Source organism: Shewanella sp. T24-MNA-CIBAN-0130 (assembly GCF_040310185.1).
Taxonomy (GTDB): domain Bacteria; phylum Pseudomonadota; class Gammaproteobacteria; order Enterobacterales; family Shewanellaceae; genus Shewanella; species Shewanella psychromarinicola.
Genome location: NZ_JBEOPP010000292.1, coordinates 1 through 274, shown reverse-complemented (window position 1 = coordinate 274; position 274 = coordinate 1). Strand labels below are relative to the sequence as shown.

Here is a 274-nt window from a genome sequence, read left to right as displayed (position 1 = left end):
CTTATAGGCAGCACTTGAGCAAGATTATTAGATTTAGAGTGTAAAGTCGGGGTTTACGCCATTGCTACAGTAATGAAAAATTTGGGATTAAAAGCGATTAGGCCAAAGAAAAAGCATTACTATCCTAACACTGGTGACGAACATGTTTACGCACCCAATTTGCTTAAACGGCAGTTTAACCCTACGACTTATAACACTCATTGGGTGGGTGACATTACCTACATAAAATCACATCAAGGATGGAGTTATTTAGCCTGTGTACTTGATTTAGGAA

At 38.3% G+C, this 274-nt stretch carries 1 pseudogene; it reads left to right on the top strand.

Features of this window, described 5'->3' with window-relative positions:
- Positions 1–18 precede the first annotated feature (18 nt).
- Positions 19–274 (top strand): annotated as a pseudogene (locus tag AAEZ02_RS22435) (IS3-like element ISSde8 family transposase); the annotation flags it as partial.